Raw genomic sequence first — 18,331 nt, forward strand, 5'->3', positions numbered from 1 at the left:
CTGGTTGATCCTTCATAATCCCGCAAATGGAGCGTTGGAGATCGACCATGCGCGAACTATCGGCGGAAGCCAGGCTGCATTTCTACGCGCGTTCGCTCTCGCGTCGGACCGGGGCGAGCATGCACCACGTTGCGATGTACAGCGCCTTCGCCGTCATCGCGGCGATCGTGTTCGGCACGCTGTCGGTGCACCCGTTCTAGGGTTGCTGCGTAGGGTGGGTTAGCCGAAGGCGTAACCCACCAATTTCGTCCGGCATTCGCTGAAGCATGGTGGATTACGCTTCGCTAATCCACCCTACGGCATCGCGTGTACCTCAACTCCCGCGCTTGAACGGCGCCACTTCGATCCCCGCATTCTTCAACGCCTGACGCAAGCCGCGCGCGATGTCGACGGCGCCGTGCGTATCGCCATGGATGCACACCGTATCCGTGCGCATCTTGATCACTTTGCCGGTGACCGACACCACCGCGCCGTCCTGCACCATGCGCACCACGCGATCGGCAATCGCCTTGGCATCGTGCAGCACTGCGCCTGGCTTCTTGCGCGAGACAAGGTTGCCGTCGTCCTCATAGGCGCGGTCGGCGAACACCTCGTGCACCATCGGCAGGTTGGCCGCTTCGCCAGCCTTCACCAGCTTCGAATTGGCGAGCACGACGAAGATCAGGCTGGGATCGACCGCCCTAATGCCGGCGGCGATCGCCTCGGCGGTCATGTCGTCCTCGCAGGCGACGTTGGAGAGCGCGCCATGCGCCTTCACATGCGTCACCTTGTGGCCGGCCGCGGTCGCGATCGCCTGCAACGCGCCGATCTGGTAGGCGACGAGATTCTCGATCTCGGATGCCTTCAGGCCCGCGATCGGATGGCGACCAAAGCCGTGCAGGTCGCGATATCCAGGATGCGCGCCGACCGAGACGCCGCGCGCCTTCGCCAGCTCCACCGTCCGGCGCATGATGTCGGGGTCGCCGGCGTGGAAGCCGCAGGCGACGTTGACCGAGCTCGCCAGCTCGATCATGGCGGCGTCGTTGCCCATCTCCCACGCACCAAACCCTTCGCCGAGGTCGCAATTGAGATCGATCGTCTTCATGGGGTGCTCTCCGCCTCTGGTCTTGTTGCCGTTTACGGTTCCGCTGTGACCTGCCACGTGCCCGCGTCGACGGCGCTCACGGCATAGCCCGCAACGTTAGCATCGCTGAGCGCCTCGATGTTGAGCGCGACGGTGTCGGACGAGCGCAGGCGATCGGGCAGGTTCCGGATGGCTTGCGCGAACTTGCGCGCCTCCTCCTGCGCCTCGGCCATGCTGACCTGCTTGAAGCGGAACGCCGTTCCCGCTGAGGTCTGGGCAAGGCGACCGACATCGGCCGTGATCACGGTTGCGATCTTGGGATAGCCGCCGGAGGTGCCGCGATCCATCATCAGCGCGATCGGCGAGCCGTTCCCGGGCACCTGGATGCTGCCGTTGACGGTACCGTCGGAAACGATGTTGTGGCCGTGCAGATGCTTGATCGCGGGGCCCTCGAGCCGGTAGCCCATGCGGTCGGAGGTCGCCGAGATCTTCCACTCGCTACTCAAGAACAGGGCCTTGTTCGCGTCGTCGAACTCGTCGTCCTGCGGCCCCAGCACCACGCGGATCGGGCCGCTCGCGGGCTTCGGCAATTCGATCCGCAGCTCGGGCGCGCCGCTCGCGGCGTCGACGGTGAACTCGTCGCCGGCCTGGAGCGGGCGGGGGTAGGGGCTGCCGAGCCCCGCGCGTGCATTGACCGCGAGACTGCCGAATACCGGCTCGCCCTTGATGTCGCCTTCGATGGCGAGATAGGTGAAGGCGCCGCCGCGGGCAAAGCCCAGCGTCAGCGTCTCGCCGTCCTTCAGCGTCACCGATGTGTCCATGACGACCGGACTTCCGGCGACGTCCGCATTGCGCGGAGCGCCTGAAATCGCAACGCGCACGGCGCCATCGCGCGCGGTAAAGGAGGCGCCGAACGGGCCGATCTCGACGGCGGCTACGAACGGCGCGTTGCCGACGAGCGTGTTCGCCGCGGCCAGCGACAGACGATCCATCGCCCCGCTCACCGTCAGGCCATAGCGCTGCGCGCCGAGGCGGCCACCATCCTGGACGGAGCTTGCAGGGCCGATGCTGGCGACGACGAGCCGGCTCATGCGTCCACCTGCTCGGCGATGATCTCGCCGGCCTCGGCAGCGCGATCCAGTTCCTCGAAGGTGTTGTGGTCGATGGCGAAAAACGTCACGCGATCACCGGGTTCGGTGAGGAAGGTCGGATTGCGGTGGAGCTGATAGGTTCTGACAGGCGTGCGGCCCAGAAGGTGCCAGCCGCTCGGGGCGGCCAGGCATTGGATTCCGGCCTGGATGCCGCCGATCGAGATCGTGCCGGCGGGCGTCAGCAGCCGCGGATTTTGTCGCCGCGACATGTGCAGGGATTTGTCGAGGCCACTGAGATAGGACCAGCCCGGCGTAAAGCCGATCATGGCGACCTTGTAGTCGCCGCCGACGTGACGGGCGACGATGTCATCAGGCGTCGTGTTCAATGCCTTGGCGACATCCTCGAGGTCGATGCCATGCTCGCCGCCATAGGCGACAGGAATGCGCCAGCGGCGCGCCTTGGTGGTCGGCGGCAACGGTCGGGTCGCGATTGGGAGTATCTTCTCGCCAAGCGCATCGAAACCGATCTCGTCGGGGTCGTAATGCACCAGCAGCGAGCGATAGGTCGGCACGGTCTCGGTGATGCCGTCGATGGGGCTGGCTGCAAGTGCCTTGTCGAGCGCCAACACGCGCTGGTTGGCGTCGTCATCGATGGTGCGGCTGAACTCGACCGTGACGGCGCTGTCGCCACTGGGCAGAAGGCGGGGCGGGGGAAGCGTCGCGGCCATTGAGCTGTCAAAGCGCTGTCGAAATCGGGCTTCTGAAGAATGCGGCCCCCAGCGTTCGAGTTCCGCTTCGTCCTGCTTCGCGTAAATGCGCCCGCAAGTCCAATAAATTAATGCAAGGGGAAGCGATAAAGCCTTATTATCGCATCGCATAACAGCCCGGTGGCCCTGCGTTATTGGCGGCCTCTTGGCCCTTGACGCAAGGCGCCCGGCTCGCAAGATGCGCGCGTTCTTTCCCGCCCATCCGGAGCTCGTCTGTTTCCATGTCGCTGTCCCCCGAAGTCCGCAAAACCCTCGCCGGCATCACCACCGCCACCATCACCACGGTCCTGCTGAAGAAGGGCCTGCGCAACGTGTGGATGCGCGGGGCGCGGCCGCTGCGCCCTGGACTGCCGCGGCTGGTCGGGCCGGCATTCACGCTGCGCTTCGTGCCGGCGCGCGAGGATCTGGCGACGCCGGAATCCTGGTCGTCGCCGATCTCGACCCGCACCGCGATCGAGGCGATGCCTGACGGTTGCATCGCCGTGGTCGACGCCATGGGCATCACCGATGCCGGCATCTTCGGCGACATTCTCTGCGCGCGCATGGTCAAGCGCGGCGTCACCGCGCTCGTCACTGACGGCGTCGTGCGTGACGTCGAGGGCGTGCTCGGCACTAACCTGCCGGTCTGGTGCGACGGCTATGCAGCGCCGCCGTCGGTCGCTGGCCTCACCTTCGTCGGCTGGGGCGAGCCGATCGGCTGTGGCGGCGTCGCGGTCTTCCCGAACGACATCGTCGTTGCCGACCAGGACGGCTGCGTGCTGATCCCGCAGGCGATGCTCGATCACGTGCTCAACGAGGGTGTCGAGCAGGAACGCATGGAAGCCTGGATCGTCAACGAGGTAAACAACGGCGCCGTGCTGCCGGGCCTCTATCCCATGAACGCCGAGACCAAGGCGCGCTACGCCGCCAGCAAGAAGTAACAGGAAGCGAGGACCCCAATGGAGATCACCGTCGCAGGCACACGGCCGACCCGCCGCGCGCCCAAGGAAAATTTTACGGGCACCGTGTGGCAGGACCCCGTCATCATGGCGCCCGCGCCGGCACGGCTGAACTGCTCGCGCGTGGCGTTCGAGCCGGGTGCCCGCACCAACTGGCATCACCATCCGCTCGGGCAGACGCTCTACGTCATCTCCGGCGTCGGTCGCGTCCAGTCCAAGGGCGGTCCTGTCAGGGAGATCCGTCCCGGTGACACCGTCTGGATTCCGCCGGGCGAGTTGCACTGGCATGGCGCGTCGCCGGCCAACGGCATGTGCCACATCGCCATGCAGGAAGCGCTCGATGGCGTCTACTCGACCTGGCTCGAGCCGGTGACCGACGCGGAGTATGGGGCCGCGCTCGGCTAAAGCTCTCGTGTCCCGGACAAGACTCATCGCCCCAAGGTGATGCATCGTCGATCCGGGACAGGGCATCTCACATCCGCTCAGCCGTCCAGGTGCCCGTGCACATGGCGCCGCGCCAGGTGCCGGAGCCGGATGTGCCGCTGAGCCGGCCGAAGCCAACGGCACGCTTGATGCCGGTGCTCAAGGTAACGTTGATGCTGCCGGCATCGGCGACGCGGCCCGATGCCGTCACCGCGGCGCTGCTCGATGCAATCTGACCGTTGTTGATTCCGATCGCGACGGTCGCGCCGTTGCCGCAGGCCTCGCTCGAGGAGGCGATGCGAACATTCCATGCGCCGTCGAAGGTGCTCGTCGCAGCACCTGCCTGGGTAAGGGGGAAGGCGATGGCGACAATGATGGCGAACAGAGCCTTGCGAAAACCGTTCATGGCACGCCCCTGCGGTTGATCATGCGGGGATCGTGACATGCGTGTGGAACCGGCGATGTGAGGGCTGTCACGTGCGCACGAGGCTGTGTGAGCTTGCGCACCTCGCGCCGACGCGGCCCGCAAAAGGAAAGGGGCCCGCATCGCGAGCCCCTTGTCTCCGTCAGAACGATCAGCCCGAATTCAGTTCACCCGGGTCCAGGTCTGGCCGCCGCAGAACATGCCGCCAAAGGCGCAGCCCTGCACACGCAACCGATCGGTCCCCTTCATCGCGATCGTCGAATCGTAGGTCGAGCCGGAGTCGGGGTCGAGGATGCGGCCTGACCATTTCTGGTCCTTGCCCGGCTTCATATTGATCAGCACCTGCTCGCCGTTCTGGTTCGATTTGCTGTCGACCGAGTAGCCGCAGAGATTGTTGCCACATTGCTCGATGCGGACCTTGCCCTCCTTCTCTTCGGTGAGCCAGACGCCGAGCGGTGAATTGACATCGCGGGTGGGGGCGGTTGCCGGAGCCGGCGTGGCCGCGGCCGCCTGAACGGGCGCGGGCGCCGGGGCGGGTGGCGGAGGCGGCGCCGGTGGCGCGGCAGCCACGGCCGGAGCGGGCGGTGGCGTCACGGCGGGCGGGGCCTGCTGCTCGGCGGGGGCAACGGCCGGAGGCGGCGCGGGCGGCGGCTGCACCGCCGTGTCCGCCGGCGTGTTGTTGGCGGTCGCGGCCGGCTGAGGAGCCGGAGGCGGCGATGCTGGCGGCGGCGCTACGGCCGCAGCCGCGGGCGCCTGCGCGGCCGCGGGCGGCGGGGCGACCGGAGCGGGGGCAGGTGCCGGAGCAGCCGGCGTTTGCGGTTCGACGGTCGCCTGCTGCGGGGCCTGCTGGCTCGGGCTCGTCTCGTTCTTCTTGGCCTTCTTGGCCTTGCCCTGGCCGGTGTTGTCGTAGACGCCGGGAATCTGCACCGTACCGCGGTCGGGATCGATGCGGATGGTGCGCCCGCCATATTCGAAGGTGTATTGCGCTTGAGCAGCGGTGCTCGCCAAAAGGAATGCGGCCGTGGCCAACAGCTTCCTCATTTTGCATCTCCTGGGCAGATGGTCCCCGGACCGACGCTTACGCCCCGGCTCGATCTTCAAAAGTGATCTAGATCACTGTTCTCGGTATGAGTCGTGCTCGCGCTGACCTTGGTTCAATAACGCCGAACTCGGTCCAGAGTTGGACGGTGCTGGCCGCAGCGATGACGCGGGAAGCCGTGCCTGGACGAGCGCAGGGGTGGCCCGTAAGTTCGCTGTGGTTGAAGAAATCTACCGGGACACGCACAACGGCGACTGCGACACTTCGGAGTGAATCATGCTTGGACGAGGGCTTTGCCAAACGCTTGTGATTGCGGCCTGTTGTCTTGTCGCGGCTGCGGTGCAGGCGGCCGGGATCCGCTTCATCGACGTGCCGGCGGAGGCCGGCGGGTCCGCACTGGCGGGCGTGGTGTGGACACCTTGCGCAGCCAGGGGCGTGGCGAACGAGGGCGCCGCCTTGCCGGGCGTCGTGAGGTGTCCGATCGACGGCAATCGATTGCCCTTGATCGTCATCTCGCATGGGCGGCGCGGTTCGTTCCTGGCGCATAGCGACACTGCGGCCGCGCTGGCCGATGCCGGCTTCGTGGTCGCCGCCATCAATCATCCCGGCGACACGGCCAAGGATAGCAGCCGGACCGACGAGTTCTCCGTATTGCTTGAGCGTCCCGCCGACATCAAGCGGCTCACGGATTTCATGCTCGGCCCCTGGGAGAATGCAGCGGTCGTGGATGTCAGACGGATTGGCCTGTTCGGGTTCTCGCGCGGCGCCTATACCGGACTCGTCGTGGTCGGCGGCAATCCCGATTTCGGCGCCTTGGCTGCCTTCTGCGAGAAAGCGGCAGCCTCGACGCAGAAATGCCAGGACGTTCGCGCGGGCAGGGTCCCCACCGATGCGCCCGTTCACGATCCTCGTATCAGAGCCGCCATATTGGCGGATCCACCGCTCCTTGACGGCCTCTTCACCCGCGAACGCCTTTCCGGCGTCACGATGCCGATCCTCCTGTGGCGGTCCGCGCTCGGTGGCGACGGCGTGGCGCCCGAAGGCATCGATGCGCTGGCGCAGCTTCTTCCTGTTCGCCCCGACTACCGCATCGTGCCGAATTCCTCGCATTTCTCCTTTGTTATTCCGTGCCCACCCAAACTCGCCGAAACCGCGCCGGTCCTATGCACCGATCCTCCGGGGTTCGATCGGCGGGCGTTTCATCGCGAGTTCAATGACGCGGCCGTGGCCTTCTTCCGCATGCACCTGAGAGCGGCCGAGGACGGACACGACTGATCGCCGGCTGCGCGCCTAATCGAACCAGGCCGCGTAGATCTTCCTGTAGCTGCCGTCTTCCATCGAAATGTGCAGCCATTGGTCGACGAAGGCCTTCAGCGCCATGTCGCGCTGGAGCCAGTAGGCCTTCTCGGAGAAGTCGAACGGCTTTTCGGGATGCACCGCGCAGAGCACGCCAGCGTGCTGCTTCTGCTGGTAGCGCGTCTCGGACGCGTCCGTCATCATCAAATCGGCGTTGCCCTTGGCAATCTCGTCGAAGATCACGGTGTTGTCGGCGAAGACCGTGATCTCGGCATCCTTGATGTTGGCGCGGGCGAAGCGCTCGTTGGTGCCGCCGGGATTGACGATGACGCGGGTGCCCTTCTTGTCGATGTCGGCGATGCTCTGATACTTGCCGACGTCGGCACAGCGCGCGATCGGCGTCTTGCCCTCGCGCATGATCGGCGTGGAGAAGAAGCCCTTCTTCTGCCGGTCGAGCGTGACCGAGACGCCGCCCATGGCGATGTCGAACTGGTCGGCTTCGAAATCCTTCATCAGCTTCGGCCAGGCCGTCGGCACGAACTCGACCTTGACGCCGAGCGCCTTGCCGAGAGCTTGCGCCATGTCGACGTCGAAGCCGTTGAACTGCTGCGTGGTCTTGTCCAGAAAAGTGAAGGGCTTGTAGTCGCCGGTCATGCCGACGCGCAGGGTGCCGCGCTTGACGATCTCATCGAGGCGCGAGGGCGCCGGCTGCTGTGCATGCGCCGAGACATTCACCAGCAACGCCACGGCCAAAGCCGTCAAGATTCGACCGATCATCTCTTTTCCACCCATGCCCGAGCTGTCATTGTGCAGCTCTCTTGAGGTGTGGATTTAGACCAGATGCCCGCTGCTGGCGAGGCGGAAGTGAAGGGAATTCAGGGGTGACGATCTCGATGTACGAGGCCTCGGTCGGCCTCTTCGTGCCTTACTTGCGCAACCTGTCCGGACTGCTCGACAAGGGCGTGGCTTATGCCGAGGCCCGCAAGTTCAACCCGTCGGTCCTGCTCGGCATGCGAATGGCGCCGAACATGTACGATCTTGCGCAACAGGTCGGCGAGGCCTGCCGCCATGCCGTGGTCGCCCCGGCTTTGCTGGCTGAACGCGAGCCGGTCGCGCTGCCGGTGCTCGAGCACGACATGGCCGGGCTTCAGGCGCGCATCGCGACGTCAATCGAGTTCATCGAGAGCCTGCCGCGCGCCGAGATTGACGCGTCCACTGAACGGAATGTCTTCTTCAGGCTGAAGAACGGCACCGAGCTGCCCTTCACCGGGCGGACGTTGCTGCTGACCTTCAGCGTCCCTCAGTTCTTCTTCCACGTCACGACGGCCTACGACCTCTTGCGGCACGCGGGCGTTGAGCTCGTGAAGAAGGATTATCTCGGAAGGAAGTAGGGCATGAGCCGACTGGGGATCATGCCCGGGCTTCGGGCTACTTAAGCTTCGCCCTTGCGCTCATAGTCGGCGAGCGAGCTGCGGCCGGCGATCTCGCTGCGCAGCTCTTCGAAGCGACGGTGCGCCTCGTCCTCGTGCTCGTCGACGAAGCGCACGGCGGCCTCGCTCGTCATCGGGCCGCTGACCACAGGCGCGGACTGCTCGCCGATGGTCTCGTGGACGTAGAACTGGTCGTCATCGCCGCGATGGACCGTCCATTTGAGGCGGATCGCGACCATCGGGCCGGGGCCGACCTTGCTGTAGCCGTCGGCATCGGTGTGCTCCGGCACCAGCGGCTGCTCCTCGACCACCGGATGTTCGTCGACAGCGGGCTGCTCGTCGGCGGCCATGTGCTCACCTTCACCGGCAACCACCATTTCGGTCTCCGTCTCGCGAACGACGAGAACGTGTTCGGGGTGCTCCAGAATGCTGGCGATGGTCGCCAGCGTGTGGTCGGTCGGGTCGATCTCTGCCAAGGGTCCATCCTCCAGCTCGACGCGCCGGTCAGTCTGTCCCACCGCCGTCGCGCTTCCAGCTTATTATTACGCGCGTCGGATTAAGGCTGAGTTGGGGCCCGATCTGCACCAAAATGGGACGCTTTCTTGCCATCCGAAGGCGGGGCGGAAGCATGATCCGGAAAAGTGCGCAGCAGTTGTCCGCAAAGATCCGGCTCAAATAATCATCTAAAGTGCGATGAGGGCTCATCGCGCTTTGGCCGCCCGCTCCTTGGTTCGTTCAGCCCAGCACGTCCTGATTGATGATGTTCTGGCGGATGGGATCGCCGTCCAGCACACTCAGGATGTTGCGCGCGGTCTGCTCGCTCATGCGGCTCACCGCCTCGACGGTGACGCCGGCCACGTGCGGAGCCATGATGACGTTGGGCAGCGCGAACAGTGCGTTGCTGACCGGCGGCGGCTCCACCTCGAACACGTCGATGCCGGCGCCCGCGATCTTTCCGGAGACCAGGGCGTTATACAGCGCCGTCTCCTTTACGATACCGCCGCGCGCGGTGTTGATGAGATAGGATTTCGATTTCATCCGGCCGATCCGCGCTGCATCGAACAGGCCGACCGTTTCAGGCGTCTTCGGGCAGTGGATGGTGACGAAATCAGCCTGGGGCAGCGCCGCGTCGAGGTCGGCGACGGGTTCGCATCCGGCGGCCTTGATCTCGGCGGCGGGCTTGTAGGGGTCGTAGACCTGCACGTTCATTTCCATCGCCAGACAGCGCTTGGCGGTGCGACTTCCGATGCGGCCGAAGCCGACGATCAGCACAGTCTTGCCGTAGAGGTCGAACGGCAGCATGCCGAGCCGGTTGGCCCACTGGCCGTCCTTGACGCAGGCGTGCATCTCATTGGCGCGCTTGGCCAGCGTCAGCATCATGAACAGCGCGTGCTCGGCGACCGAGGGCGAGTTCGCGCTGCCCGCGACCATCAGCGGCACCTTGCGGCGGGAGAGGGCAGGCACGTCGACGGCGTCGTAGCCGACGCCGATCCGCGTCACCACCTTCATGTCGCGGGACGCCTCGAGCTCAGTCTCGCCGAAGGCGGTTGCGCCGAGCGCCACGCCATGGACCGGGGCGTGGCTCTTCAGCAGGGCCTCGAAATCCTTCGCCGAGATCAGATTTGGAAACTCGACGAGCTCGATATCATCGCGCTGGGAGAGGAGGGCGCGTGCCCCTTGCGACAAAGTTTGCGTAACGAAAATCTTCTTCTTGTTGGTCGCCATCGTCCCCTGCCTGCGCGAGTTTCTTGTCCGGCCATCACAGTACGACGCCGGACGCCTCGTTTAGCAGGTGCATGTTGTTGAGGTCCATCGCCAAACGCATAGGTGCCCCGTCCTTGGCGCCGGCATTGGGATCGACGCGGCCGCAGATCGGCGTGCCCTCGAGCCCGAAATAGACCAGGGTCTCCATCCCCATCGGCTCGGTGACGTCAAGCACGGTCTCGAAAGTTTCGACGCCGGGCCCGAGATGCGCATGCGACTCGGTGAGATGCTCGGGCCGGATGCCGAGCAGCAGCTGGTCGGTGCGCGGCAGCGCGTTGTAGCGCGCGGCGCGGGCCGGCGGCAGCGCAAAGGCGATGCGGTCGGTCAGGCGGATCTGGAGCGTGCCGCCGACATCCTCGAGCCGGCACGGGATGAAGTTCATCGCGGGCGAGCCGATGAAGCCCGCGACGAAGCGCGTCGCCGGCTTGTGGTAGAGCTCGTTCGGCGTGCCGATCTGCTCGATGCGGCCCTTGTTCATCACCACGACGCGGTCGGCCAGCGTCATCGCCTCGACCTGATCATGGGTGACATAGACCGTCGTGGTGCGCACTTTCTGGTGCACCTTCTTGATCTCGATCCGCATCTGCACGCGCAGCTTGGCGTCGAGATTGGACAGCGGCTCGTCGAACAGGAAGACCTTCGGATTGCGCACGATGGCCCGCCCCATCGCGACGCGCTGGCGCTGGCCGCCGGAGAGCTGCTTCGGCTTGCGGTCGATCAGGTCGGTGATGTCGAGGAGGCGTGCGGCCTCCGTCACCCGGGCCTTGATCTCGGCCTTCGGATAGTGCTTCAGGCGCAGCCCGAACGACATGTTCTCCGCCACCGTCATGTGCGGATAGAGCGCGTAGTTCTGGAACACCATGGCGATGTCGCGGTCCTTCGGCGGCACGTCGTTGACGACGTCGCCGCCGATCATGATGTCGCCGTCGCTGATGTCCTCGAGCCCCGCGATCATGCGCAGTGTCGTCGACTTGCCGCAGCCGGAGGGGCCGACCAGCACGATGAACTCATGGTCGGCGATATCGAGGTCGATGCCGCGCACGGCTTCGACGTCGTCGTAACGCTTAACTACCTTCCGCAAAGCAACGTCAGCCATGAGACATCAACCCTTTGTCGCACCGGCGGTCAGGCCGGCAATGTAGTAGTCCATCAGGAAGGCGTAGATGATCAGCGGGGGCGCGGCCCCGAGCAGCGCGCCGGTCATGATCTGCCCCCAGTTGAAGACGTCGCCCTTGATCAGCGTGGTGGTGATGCCGACCGGCAGCACGAGCTGGTCGACCGAGGTCGTGAACACCAGCGGATAGAGGAACTGCGCCCAGGAGACGGTGAAGGCGAAGATGGTTGCGGCGATCAGCCCGGGCAGCGCGACGGGGATGAAGATCCGCGTCAGGGTCTGGAGCCAGGAGGCGCCGTCGATGAGGGCGGCCTCGTCGAGCTCCTTCGGAATCGAGGCGAAATAGCCGATCATGATCCAGGTGCAGAACGGCACGGTCAGCGTCGGGTAGACGAACAGCAACACGTACCATCTGTTGAGCAGCGTGATGCCAGTCAGGTCCTGGATGACCCCGAGCATCTTGAACAGCGGGATGAACAGCAGGCTGTCCGGGATCAGGTAGGTGAGGAAGACGCCGGTCGCCAGCGTCGCCGAGCCCCAGAACTTCATCCGCGCCAGCGCAAAGGCCGCGGGGATGCTGATCAGCATCGTGATGATCACGACGACGATCGATACGATCGACGAATTCCAGAAGAAGCGCAGAAACTGGTTCGAGCTCAAGAGCTCGACATAGTTCGACAGCGTCGGGTGAAACACCCACCACGGGTTGGTCGCCGCCGATATCTCCGCGCTGCTCTTGAGCGAGGTGATCAGCATGTAGATCGGCGGTGTCAGGAAGAAGATCGCAAACAGCACCAGGAAGAAATAGGACCAGCGCAGCGCCCAGGTGCGGTCGCGGCTCATGCTGCCGTACTTGACCTTGCGGGAGGGGCCGGCCTTGTCGATTGCGAGCGTGCTCATCAGGCTTCGTTTCCGCGTTTGGTGACATCGCGCAGGATGAAGATCGCCGCGACCGCGAGGATCGGCACCATGAACAGCGAGACGCAGGCGCCGAGCGGAATGTCGCTGCTCTGGATGCCGACCTGGAATGCCCAGGTGGCGAACAGATGCGTCGTATCCAGCGGACCGCCCGATGTCAGGATGCGCACGATGTCGAAATTGGCGAAGGTGACGATCAGCGAGAACAGGGTGGTGATGGCGATGATGTTACGCATCATCGGCAAGGTGACGTACCAGATCCGCTGCCACCAATTGGCGCCGTCGATCGCCGCAGCCTCGTAGAGCTGATCGGGCACGGATTTCAGCGCGGCCAGGTACATGATCATGAAGAACGGCGCGCCGTACCAGACGTTGACGAGGATGACGGAGAACCGCGCCCAGAAGGTGTCGCCGAGCCAGGGGATCGGACCGACGCCGAAGAAGGACAGCGTGTAGTTGAAGGCGCTGTAGGAAGGGTCGAACAGCCACAGCCAGGCCAGCGTGCTCATCGCCGGCGGGATCACCCAGGGCACCAGCAGCATGCCGCGCCATTTGCGCTGGCCCTTGGCCGGAATGTTGTGGACGAAATGCGCGACGATGAAGCCTATCAGCGCCTTGAAGATCACAGCGGTGACCGCGAAGATGCAGGACTGCTGCACCACCATCCAGAACGTCTCGCGCTTGAACAGGAAGGTGAAGTTGCCGAAGCCGACGAACTTCGTCATCGATTTGTTCAGCGTCGCGAGGTGAACCGAGTAGAGGGCCGGGTAGAGCACGAGCAGCGCGATCAGGAGGATCAGCGGCAGCGTCAGGAAGAATGCAACCGTCGATTTTCGCCCGAGCGCATTGCGCAGGCTCGATCCTTTCCGCGCGCCCGCGGCCCGGGCGGCGCGACCTCGCTCAACGACGACATCGGCCATGTCAGCTTCCTTGAATCAGCTCTGTCAGTTTCTTTGCAAACTGTCCAACGGTGAAGCCGGCCTTCTCGGTCGGCTTCCCGGTCATGCGGATCGGATGACGGGACGCGGGCGGCTCACGCGCGTGGCGCGAACCGCCCTGTCACACCCCGGGGCTAGCTCCGCATGAAGCCTTCGCACTCGCCCTCGGCCCAGGCGAGCGCCTGATCCATCGTCTCGCCGCGCGCAAAACGCAGCGCCATCTTGGTCAGCGTCGCCTGGAAGTAGATCTGTTGCGCGATCTTGGGCGGCGCGGGCGACGCCGCGATCGACAGCGTCTGATGCTTGTAGGGGTCCGGATAGTGGAAGAGCGTTCCCTTCGGCGGGCCTTCCTCCTCCCATGTCTTGAACTTGGTCATGTTCGCGTAGGCCGGAAGGTCGTAGCCGCCGCTCACCGCAACGAATTTCTCGATCGACGCTGGCGAGGACATGTGAACGAGCAGGCTCTTGGCCGCCTCCTTGTTCTTGCCGAAGCTCCAGACGCCCCAGAAGTAGGGCAGGTACGGCGCAAACCGCCCCTTGGGACCTGACGGGAAGCCGTGCGTCCAGCACTGTTCGGCGACCTGCGGCGCATCGCGCTTGGCAACGGCCCAGGCGCTCGGCGGATTGAGGATCATCGCGCCGCGACCGGAGATCAGCCATTTGTTGTTGGAGGCGTCGTCCCAGGACGGTGCATCCGGCGGCAGGAAGGCGATCAGCTTCTTGTAGAACTCCATGGCCTGGCGAACCTGGTCGGTCTTCACCGTGATGTCGCCCTTGGCATTGACGAGCTCGGCGCCGAACGACTGGAAGAGCGCGCCGGCGGTGTCCACGCTGTCGGTTGTTTCGCCGAGGCCGATGCCGAACGCGAAGCCCGCCTTGTGGCAAGCCTCGGCCGCCTTCAGGAAGGTCTCCATGTTCCAGTTGTCGACCTTGGGCGGGCCGCCGGCCGGATACATCTCCTGCACGTCGATGCCGGCATGCTTCTTCATCAGATCGATGCGGGAGCAGGGGCCCTTGATCTGGCTGCCAGGGGTCGCGGGCACCGCGAGCCATTTGCCGCCCGACTGCCCGAGATATTTGACGGTGCCGTTCACCTCGCCGTTCTGCTTGAGGAGCGGCTCCATGACATCGTTGAGCGGCTCGAGATTCTCGGCATAGGCCTGCGGCCACCAGCTCGGCATCTGCAGGATGTCATGACCGGACTTGGCCTGGGCTTCTGCGGCGGCGGTCAGCTCGATCTTCTTGTTGTTGCTGGTGATGTAGTCGATGGAGACTTCGACCTTCTCCTTCGCGGCCCATTCGTTGACGATATCGGTCGAGGCCTTGTTGGCGCCTGGCACCCAATGGTCCCAGAAGCCGATCGAGAGTTTGCCGGCGGCGTAGGCGCCCCGGACGTAGGGCGCGGTGATCAGCGCCGCGGAGGACATTGCAGTGGCAGCCACAAATTGACGTCGCGTCAGTGTCTTGCGTGACATCTCGTTTCCTCGCTTGGGTGTTTTATTGTTCTGGTGCTTCCTCTGAACTCTTGCGAGTTCTACTTTGATTTTCTTGTTCGGAGTTTTGGCTGGACGTTTCTTATTAATGCCGTCTGCGTCGATGACAGATCCATGCGAGGCGCAGCAAATTGGTAGCGCGATCAGATCATGATTGATCGCGTCTGTCGAGAAAGCCGAATGGCTCCTGTCTAGAACTAACGTTGTGTTCGTGGAGGCGGCGGCGCCTTCGGCGGGATCGCTCCGGACATCAAGCGCATTGCTCGTTTTTGCGACGCACACTTCGCACAATCCATCCCTCGAACGATCGTGCGCAATTACGCCGCAGTTTCGAATAAGCCTGCATAAACGCTTCGCGCGAAAGACTTTTCGGGCGTGGACAGTGATCGGCCGCGTCTGGACCTCGGCTCGGCGGAAACGATAGAGTTGCAATTGCCGGGGGCTCTCGCCCGACAAGGCCAGTGAGATCGACGATGGAGACGAGAATGATCAAACCGGCGCTTCCAGTGCGGCTTCACCTGAGACGATGGTTTGCGCTGGGGTTGGTGCTCGCGCTGCTGCTCGGCGCGGCCGCGGTGGCGAATGCCCAGGGTCTGGTCAAGGGCGTTCAGGAGGGAGCGGCGGCGGGAAACAAGGCGGCAGGTCCGGTCGGCGGCGTGCTTGGCGGTGCCATCGGCGGCGTGGTGGGCGTCTTCACCGGCGTGCTCGGCGTCGGCAACAATGGCAACCAGGCACCGCCTCCCAAGGACGCCAGCAAGGACGCCAGCAAGGATGCCAAGGATTCCAAGCAGCCGGGCGGCAAGGACAAGGATGCCAAGAGCGCCAAGGCGGGCAAAGGCACCAAAGCGACCAAGGAGGCGAAGAACGCCCCGCCGGATGGCAAGGACAATAAAGACAACAAGGATGTCACGGTTCTCACCCAGACCGGCGCACCGCAGCAGACGGCGGAGCAGATCGTCGCCAACAGCGACGCCTATATCGAGCGGATCAAGACAGAGCTGAACCTCACGCCAGACCAGGAAAAGCACTGGTACGGCTTTTCGAGCGCCATGCACTACCTGGGACATAATGGTGCGGAGCGGCTCAACCTGCGGGTTGCCCGCGCCAAGCGCGATCCGCCCGACGACATCATCGAGCAGATGCGCAACGAATCGCAGTTCCTGATCGACCGGGCCGCCGACCAGCGCAATGTCGCAGATGCCGCCGAGCCGCTCTATTCGAGCCTCGATGACAAGCAGAAGCAGGTCTTCATCCAGGAGATGGTCCGCCTCAGCCACGAGCGGGGGCTGGATTGATCAAGTTGAATCCGATCGGGCGCGTCTGAATTAACGGCTCCCGCCACGAATTCGTGAATCCTCTCCGTATTTCGGTTATGGTTAGTTTCGTAAGGCTGACTGCGGGGTTGATATGGCGGACGGACTCTCCGTTTTCCTGGTCGAAGACGAGGCGTTGATCCGGATGATGATCGCCGACATGGTGGAGGAACTCGGCCACCACGTCGTCGCGGAAGCAGACAATGTCCGCGATGCAAGCGCTTTTGCCATGACCGCGCAATACGATCTGGCCATTCTCGACATCAATCTCATGGGCGTTTACGTCGATCCCGTCGCCGACCTGATCGAGCGCCGCGGAAAGCCGTTCCTGTTCGCCACGGGATACGGGCCCGAGTTGCTGCCGTCCTTGCTGCGGCGCAGGCCAATCCTGCGCAAGCCGATCGCAATGGACCAGCTCAAGGCGATGATCGATTCGATGTTTCCAGAAAAGACGCCGCACTGAGGGACGGCGGAGGCGCCGCACCGGGTGACGGCGAAGGCGCCGCACTGGGCGACGGCGAAGACGCCGCGCTGGAGCGACGGCGAAGACGCCGCGCTGGGATCGCCAACGAAAATGGCCGCCCGTCGGGGGCGGCCATTGGGCGAGAGAAACTTGGTGCGCTCTCAGATCAGACCGGCGCCGAGATCGATGCCGTGAGCCATCAGGCCGAGCGAGACGGCCAGGCCCGTGCAGCAGATCAGCAAGATGGTCTTGAACGAAGAATTGGCGAAACGCGTTTCGACGGCGGCCGGCATCGCGGCGAGCGAGATCATGCTCATGTTCATTTCCCCCTTTTGATGACCTGAACTGCATCAGGCGATGGGGATCTCTTAGAGCAAAAGGTTTGACGTCGGATTGCGAGGCATCGTTAACGGAATCGCAATCGATCCCGCGCTTGTACGCGCCGTGAAGCGATCACAAGTCTCAGTTGCGGCCGTTTCTCAAGACCGTGGCAATGGTGTGGGCCGTCATGGCAGCACGATCCGAGGCGCGCTGGGCAGCCAGCCGGTCTCGTGCCTTTTCCTCGATCAAAAGCTCGATCAAGGCCAGCCGCTTGTCTTCGTCATCCGCCTCGGTCAGCAGGCGGTGATAGCGGTGATAGTCGAAACCGAAATCCTGCTTACGCACGTCACGCCCCCGCAACTATGCCACACACACGGCAGGATTGTTTCGCATCGGGAACAGGCAGGCAAGCGAGAACCTGCATGGAACCGCACATGCGCTGCAATCAGCTGTGCATGACTGGAACCCGCAAGGAGCGGAGCGCAATCCTTCAACTTGGATTGTGCTCGGCGAACATCGTCAGGCCGACGAAGCTCGCGTCGGGCTTGATCACCAGCCTGGTCGGGATGTTGCGCAGGTAATCCTGGAAGCGCCCCTTGGCCTCGAAGCGGGCCCGAAACGCGGAGGCTGCGAGGAATTCCGGAAAGCGCGGCGCGATTCCGCCGGCGATAAAGACACCGCCGCGGGCGCCGAAGGTCACCGCGAGATTGCCCGCGACCGAGCCAAGGATGGCGCAGAACATCTCCAGCGTCGCGAGGCTGATGGGACAACTGTTCTCCAACGCGGCCTTGGTGATGGCGGCGGCATCGCGATGTGGCACTTGCGCACCGTCAACCTCGGCCAACGCCTCGTAAAGACTTTGCAGTCCGGAGCCCGAGAGGGCGCCGCGTTCGATGGAGACGTGGCCGAGGCGCTTGCGCAAACAGGCGATCACGCGTTCCTCGCGCTCGGTCTCTGCCGGCAGGGTCGCGTGCCCGGCCTCGGTGACGACGGCCAGCCGCGCGCCATGGCGCTCGACCAGACAGGAGACGCCAAAGCCGGTTCCCGGTCCGATCACCAGCAGCGGTTCTCCAGGCAGGCCGTCCTGTCCGCCAAGCGGAATCAGATCGGCCGGCTGCAAGGCGGGCAGGGACCAGGCCACCACCTCGAAATCATTGAGCACGTGCACGCTGTCGAAGCCGAGGGCGGGCTGAAGCTCATTGCCGTCGATGACCCACGGACTGTTGGTCATGACGCAGCGGTTGTTGGTCACGGGACCTGCAACGGCCAGCACGGCTCTTTGGGGCGGCTCGCCGCCGGACCGGCGCGCAAGCACATCGACAATGGCTTCCCGGACTGTTGGGAAGTCCGCGACTTTCACATAGTCGATCGGTCCTGTCTGACCGCCCCGGCTCAGCGCGAAGCGCGCATTGGTGCCGCCGATATCGGCGAGAAGAATCTGTCCTGTCTTGCCGATGGTCATGGCCATATGGCTGCCGCGGCCGTGTCGGCTGCGGGAACCTCTTCCTCCGCTCTCTCCGATCGCAAATTGCGAAC

At 64.3% G+C, this 18,331-nt stretch carries 22 protein-coding genes; 7 read left to right on the forward strand and 15 right to left on the reverse strand.

All coding sequences use genetic code 11. The features are described 5' to 3' along the window. The first annotated feature begins 47 nt into the window (after nucleotides 1-47). Nucleotides 48-200 (forward strand): hypothetical protein, encoded by a 153-nt coding sequence (locus NLM27_RS12745; RefSeq protein WP_036028094.1) that lies wholly within the window; start codon nucleotides 48-50, stop codon nucleotides 198-200. 113 nt (nucleotides 201-313) lie between these two features. Here the strand turns inward: NLM27_RS12745 and NLM27_RS12750 are convergent, their stop codons facing one another. The 3 genes from NLM27_RS12750 to pxpB are packed head-to-tail and all read right to left on the reverse strand — an operon-like array spanning nucleotide 314 to nucleotide 2,882. Continuing rightward, nucleotides 314-1,084, reverse strand: a complete 771-nt coding sequence (locus tag NLM27_RS12750; protein ID WP_254143622.1) for a LamB/YcsF family protein — start codon at nucleotides 1,082-1,084, stop codon at nucleotides 314-316. A gap of 32 nt (nucleotides 1,085-1,116) precedes the next feature. After that, entirely contained in the window at nucleotides 1,117-2,154 is a 1,038-nt protein-coding gene (locus tag NLM27_RS12755; RefSeq protein ID WP_254143623.1) for a biotin-dependent carboxyltransferase family protein, read from the reverse strand. Then, complete coding sequence (pxpB, locus tag NLM27_RS12760) at nucleotides 2,151-2,882, reverse strand: 5-oxoprolinase subunit PxpB (RefSeq protein WP_254143624.1); 732 nt, start codon at nucleotides 2,880-2,882, stop codon at nucleotides 2,151-2,153. The genes NLM27_RS12755 and pxpB overlap by 4 nt, the downstream gene beginning before the upstream one ends. 260 nt (nucleotides 2,883-3,142) lie before the next feature. Between pxpB and NLM27_RS12765 the strand changes: the two genes are divergently transcribed. Both NLM27_RS12765 and NLM27_RS12770 read left to right on the forward strand, forming a co-directional pair. Then, the gene (locus tag NLM27_RS12765; protein ID WP_254143625.1) at nucleotides 3,143-3,841 is read left to right on the forward strand and encodes a ribonuclease activity regulator RraA; all 699 of its coding nucleotides are present in this window, start codon (nucleotides 3,143-3,145) and stop codon (nucleotides 3,839-3,841) included. Nucleotides 3,842-3,859: 18 nt separating this feature from the next. Continuing rightward, entirely contained in the window at nucleotides 3,860-4,264 is a 405-nt protein-coding gene (locus tag NLM27_RS12770) for a cupin domain-containing protein (protein ID WP_254143626.1), read from the forward strand. A 67-nt stretch (nucleotides 4,265-4,331) separates the two neighbouring features. Here the strand turns inward: NLM27_RS12770 and NLM27_RS12775 are convergent, their stop codons facing one another. Next, nucleotides 4,332-4,688, reverse strand: coding sequence for a hypothetical protein (locus NLM27_RS12775; RefSeq protein WP_254143627.1), 357 nt, complete (start codon nucleotides 4,686-4,688; stop codon nucleotides 4,332-4,334). A 180-nt stretch (nucleotides 4,689-4,868) separates the two neighbouring features. Further along, nucleotides 4,869-5,747 (reverse strand): DUF2147 domain-containing protein, encoded by an 879-nt coding sequence (locus NLM27_RS12780; RefSeq protein ID WP_254143628.1) that lies wholly within the window; start codon nucleotides 5,745-5,747, stop codon nucleotides 4,869-4,871. 367 nt (nucleotides 5,748-6,114) lie between these two features. Between NLM27_RS12780 and NLM27_RS12785 the strand changes: the two genes are divergently transcribed. Next, nucleotides 6,115-7,020 (forward strand): dienelactone hydrolase, encoded by a 906-nt coding sequence (locus tag NLM27_RS12785; RefSeq protein WP_254143629.1) that lies wholly within the window; start codon nucleotides 6,115-6,117, stop codon nucleotides 7,018-7,020. A 15-nt stretch (nucleotides 7,021-7,035) separates the two neighbouring features. On the opposite strand, the gene NLM27_RS12790 is transcribed toward NLM27_RS12785, so the two are convergent. Then, nucleotides 7,036-7,818 carry a transporter substrate-binding domain-containing protein gene (locus NLM27_RS12790; RefSeq protein WP_254143630.1) on the reverse strand — a complete coding sequence of 261 codons (783 nt, stop codon included), beginning with the start codon at nucleotides 7,816-7,818 and terminating at the stop codon, nucleotides 7,036-7,038. A gap of 116 nt (nucleotides 7,819-7,934) precedes the next feature. Between NLM27_RS12790 and NLM27_RS12795 the strand changes: the two genes are divergently transcribed. Next, nucleotides 7,935-8,432 (forward strand): DUF1993 family protein, encoded by a 498-nt coding sequence (locus tag NLM27_RS12795; protein ID WP_254148815.1) that lies wholly within the window; start codon nucleotides 7,935-7,937, stop codon nucleotides 8,430-8,432. A gap of 41 nt (nucleotides 8,433-8,473) precedes the next feature. Here the strand turns inward: NLM27_RS12795 and NLM27_RS12800 are convergent, their stop codons facing one another. The 6 genes from NLM27_RS12800 to NLM27_RS12825 all read right to left on the reverse strand — a co-directional run bounded on the left by NLM27_RS12800 (nucleotide 8,474) and on the right by NLM27_RS12825 (nucleotide 14,680). Beyond that, nucleotides 8,474-8,947 carry a hypothetical protein gene (locus NLM27_RS12800; protein ID WP_254143631.1) on the reverse strand — a complete coding sequence of 158 codons (474 nt, stop codon included), beginning with the start codon at nucleotides 8,945-8,947 and terminating at the stop codon, nucleotides 8,474-8,476. Between the two features lie 259 nt (nucleotides 8,948-9,206). Beyond that, nucleotides 9,207-10,196, reverse strand: coding sequence for a hydroxyacid dehydrogenase (locus NLM27_RS12805; protein ID WP_254143632.1), 990 nt, complete (start codon nucleotides 10,194-10,196; stop codon nucleotides 9,207-9,209). A gap of 34 nt (nucleotides 10,197-10,230) precedes the next feature. Beyond that, entirely contained in the window at nucleotides 10,231-11,331 is a 1,101-nt protein-coding gene (locus NLM27_RS12810) for an ABC transporter ATP-binding protein (RefSeq protein WP_254143633.1), read from the reverse strand. Nucleotides 11,332-11,337: 6 nt separating this feature from the next. After that, on the reverse strand, nucleotides 11,338-12,249 hold the full coding sequence (locus NLM27_RS12815) for a carbohydrate ABC transporter permease (RefSeq protein ID WP_254143634.1): 912 nt from the start codon (nucleotides 12,247-12,249) through the stop codon (nucleotides 11,338-11,340). After that, nucleotides 12,249-13,187 carry a carbohydrate ABC transporter permease gene (locus NLM27_RS12820; protein WP_254143635.1) on the reverse strand — a complete coding sequence of 313 codons (939 nt, stop codon included), beginning with the start codon at nucleotides 13,185-13,187 and terminating at the stop codon, nucleotides 12,249-12,251. The genes NLM27_RS12815 and NLM27_RS12820 overlap by 1 nt, the downstream gene beginning before the upstream one ends. 152 nt (nucleotides 13,188-13,339) lie before the next feature. Continuing rightward, a complete protein-coding gene (locus tag NLM27_RS12825; RefSeq protein ID WP_254143636.1) occupies nucleotides 13,340-14,680 on the reverse strand; it encodes an ABC transporter substrate-binding protein in 1,341 nt (446 codons plus the stop codon). Between the two features lie 503 nt (nucleotides 14,681-15,183). Here NLM27_RS12825 and NLM27_RS12830 point away from each other — a divergent pair. After that, nucleotides 15,184-15,993, forward strand: a complete 810-nt coding sequence (locus tag NLM27_RS12830; protein WP_254143637.1) for a Spy/CpxP family protein refolding chaperone — start codon at nucleotides 15,184-15,186, stop codon at nucleotides 15,991-15,993. Nucleotides 15,994-16,105: 112 nt separating this feature from the next. After that, the gene (locus NLM27_RS12835) at nucleotides 16,106-16,474 is read left to right on the forward strand and encodes a response regulator (RefSeq protein WP_254143638.1); all 369 of its coding nucleotides are present in this window, start codon (nucleotides 16,106-16,108) and stop codon (nucleotides 16,472-16,474) included. Nucleotides 16,475-16,635: 161 nt separating this feature from the next. Here the strand turns inward: NLM27_RS12835 and NLM27_RS12840 are convergent, their stop codons facing one another. The 3 genes from NLM27_RS12840 to glk form a co-directional block, all read right to left on the reverse strand. Beyond that, nucleotides 16,636-16,791: a hypothetical protein gene (locus tag NLM27_RS12840; protein ID WP_254143639.1), complete on the reverse strand. Its 156-nt coding sequence runs from the start codon at nucleotides 16,789-16,791 to the stop codon at nucleotides 16,636-16,638. A 145-nt stretch (nucleotides 16,792-16,936) separates the two neighbouring features. Beyond that, complete coding sequence (locus NLM27_RS12845; RefSeq protein WP_254143640.1) at nucleotides 16,937-17,140, reverse strand: hypothetical protein; 204 nt, start codon at nucleotides 17,138-17,140, stop codon at nucleotides 16,937-16,939. Nucleotides 17,141-17,285: 145 nt separating this feature from the next. Then, nucleotides 17,286-18,257 (reverse strand): glucokinase, encoded by a 972-nt coding sequence (gene glk / locus NLM27_RS12850; protein ID WP_254148816.1) that lies wholly within the window; start codon nucleotides 18,255-18,257, stop codon nucleotides 17,286-17,288. Nucleotides 18,258-18,331: the final 74 nt, after the last annotated feature.

It is taken from the genome of Bradyrhizobium sp. CCGB12 (genome assembly GCF_024199845.1).
Lineage (GTDB): Bacteria > Pseudomonadota > Alphaproteobacteria > Rhizobiales > Xanthobacteraceae > Bradyrhizobium.

What these genes read in the sequence shown, in the direction of transcription:
- NLM27_RS12745 (WP_036028094.1), top strand. Translation starts at nt 48, where the DNA reads ATGCGCGAACTATCGGCGGAAGCCAGGCTGCATTTCTACGCGCGTTCG.
- NLM27_RS12750 (WP_254143622.1), bottom strand. Translation starts at nt 1,084, where the DNA reads ATGAAGACGATCGATCTCAATTGCGACCTCGGCGAAGGGTTTGGTGCG.
- NLM27_RS12755 (WP_254143623.1), bottom strand. Translation starts at nt 2,154, where the DNA reads ATGAGCCGGCTCGTCGTCGCCAGCATCGGCCCTGCAAGCTCCGTCCAG.
- pxpB (WP_254143624.1), bottom strand. Translation starts at nt 2,882, where the DNA reads ATGGCCGCGACGCTTCCCCCGCCCCGCCTTCTGCCCAGTGGCGACAGC.
- NLM27_RS12765 (WP_254143625.1), top strand. Translation starts at nt 3,143, where the DNA reads ATGTCGCTGTCCCCCGAAGTCCGCAAAACCCTCGCCGGCATCACCACC.
- NLM27_RS12770 (WP_254143626.1), top strand. Translation starts at nt 3,860, where the DNA reads ATGGAGATCACCGTCGCAGGCACACGGCCGACCCGCCGCGCGCCCAAG.
- NLM27_RS12775 (WP_254143627.1), bottom strand. Translation starts at nt 4,688, where the DNA reads ATGAACGGTTTTCGCAAGGCTCTGTTCGCCATCATTGTCGCCATCGCC.
- NLM27_RS12780 (WP_254143628.1), bottom strand. Translation starts at nt 5,747, where the DNA reads ATGAGGAAGCTGTTGGCCACGGCCGCATTCCTTTTGGCGAGCACCGCT.
- NLM27_RS12790 (WP_254143630.1), bottom strand. Translation starts at nt 7,818, where the DNA reads ATGATCGGTCGAATCTTGACGGCTTTGGCCGTGGCGTTGCTGGTGAAT.
- NLM27_RS12795 (WP_254148815.1), top strand. Translation starts at nt 7,935, where the DNA reads ATGTACGAGGCCTCGGTCGGCCTCTTCGTGCCTTACTTGCGCAACCTG.
- NLM27_RS12805 (WP_254143632.1), bottom strand. Translation starts at nt 10,196, where the DNA reads ATGGCGACCAACAAGAAGAAGATTTTCGTTACGCAAACTTTGTCGCAA.
- NLM27_RS12810 (WP_254143633.1), bottom strand. Translation starts at nt 11,331, where the DNA reads ATGGCTGACGTTGCTTTGCGGAAGGTAGTTAAGCGTTACGACGACGTC.
- NLM27_RS12815 (WP_254143634.1), bottom strand. Translation starts at nt 12,249, where the DNA reads ATGAGCACGCTCGCAATCGACAAGGCCGGCCCCTCCCGCAAGGTCAAG.
- NLM27_RS12820 (WP_254143635.1), bottom strand. Translation starts at nt 13,187, where the DNA reads ATGGCCGATGTCGTCGTTGAGCGAGGTCGCGCCGCCCGGGCCGCGGGC.
- NLM27_RS12825 (WP_254143636.1), bottom strand. Translation starts at nt 14,680, where the DNA reads ATGTCACGCAAGACACTGACGCGACGTCAATTTGTGGCTGCCACTGCA.
- NLM27_RS12830 (WP_254143637.1), top strand. Translation starts at nt 15,184, where the DNA reads ATGATCAAACCGGCGCTTCCAGTGCGGCTTCACCTGAGACGATGGTTT.
- NLM27_RS12835 (WP_254143638.1), top strand. Translation starts at nt 16,106, where the DNA reads ATGGCGGACGGACTCTCCGTTTTCCTGGTCGAAGACGAGGCGTTGATC.
- NLM27_RS12840 (WP_254143639.1), bottom strand. Translation starts at nt 16,791, where the DNA reads ATGAGCATGATCTCGCTCGCCGCGATGCCGGCCGCCGTCGAAACGCGT.
- glk (WP_254148816.1), bottom strand. Translation starts at nt 18,257, where the DNA reads ATGACCATCGGCAAGACAGGACAGATTCTTCTCGCCGATATCGGCGGC.